A 1,244-nucleotide genomic window follows, 5' to 3' on the forward strand; every position below is an offset into this window, starting at 1 on the left:
TGAGATACCGTCTTGGTAGTCAATCAGGTTTTGAGATTATTCGACCACTAAATAATCTCTTTGATAGGCAGTCTGATGTTTTAAAACGCCATAACACAGATGTATAAGCTTGCGCATTGCAGCACCTAAAGCACACATTTTATTTTTACCCTGGCTTAATAATCGTTGATATAAAGCTTCAATGTGTGGATTATATTTAATCGCTGTTAATGCCGACATATACAATACTGAGCGTATTTTACTGTCACCTGCTTTTGATAAGTGACTTTGCTTGTTGACTGAACTGCCAGACAACTGATGTACTGGAACCAAACCTACATATGCAGCAGCTTGACTTGCTTTTTCAAACTTGTGCGAATGAAATAACCCCAACAGTAATAAGCCTGATCGTTCACCGATTGAAGGAATAGTTTGCAGTAATTTCAAATCCTGTTTCAATGTTGGATCTTGATCTATGTGATTATTTATTAACTTATCAATATGTTCAAGTTGCTGATTTAAATACTCAATATTCTCTTCAAGTAATTTAATCACAACAACGGAGGTATGAGTGGACTGCGCCTTTTCAAGTCGATTCTTTTCCTGCAATAGACTACCTAGATAGACATCTCGTCTGCCTAGTAAAGCTTTTAATAATCTGACATTTTCAGGTTCAGGCTGCCATATGATTAACTTTGCGGTGTAACCATAACGTGAAAGAGCTTCACTATCAGCTTTATCCGTTTTATTTAGCATGGACATGCCTTTGGCAAAGGCTCTTACTCGTGAAGGATTAGCCACACAAACCTTTACACCTGCATCATATAGATAATATCCCAAATTCTCGTGATAAACCGAAGTCGCTTCCATGATTGCTGTCACTTGATCAGGTTCAATTTTAAGAGTGATGAGCCATTTGAGCAGACTGCCAAAGCCACTTTCTGTATTAGTAAATATTTTATTTTTTCTTTTTCCAGTCAAACCTTGAGGGAAAATGCAACAATCTATTTTGGTTTTACTGACATCAATACCTAGCATAATCATGGTGATATTCCTTGAGTTTAAGCTATGATTTTTATCCCATTAACCATCATCTTACCTTGTGAATACAGCATCAAAGTGCTTAGTTACCGTTCAGAGTTGTATGAGGGATAAGGGCAAATTGTAGGTTTTATCTCAGGTTCAAATTTAAGATTTTAGCAGCACTCCAAACTCTACAATTTGCGTATAGTGGTAGCTAATCACTATATCAATCAAGATACAAG

General features: G+C 36.5%; 1 protein-coding gene. It reads right to left on the reverse strand.

Going from position 1 to position 1,244, the window contains the following annotated elements; genetic code table 11:
• Nucleotides 1-36 precede the first annotated feature (36 nt).
• Entirely contained in the window at nucleotides 37-1,023 is a 987-nt protein-coding gene (locus tag FTU17_RS17325; protein WP_096911503.1) for an IS110 family transposase, read from the reverse strand.
• Between the last annotated feature and the right edge of the window lie 221 nt (nucleotides 1,024-1,244).

It is taken from the genome of Acinetobacter sp. YH12070 (assembly GCF_013419625.1).
In the GTDB taxonomy this organism is placed as follows: domain Bacteria; phylum Pseudomonadota; class Gammaproteobacteria; order Pseudomonadales; family Moraxellaceae; genus Acinetobacter; species Acinetobacter amyesii.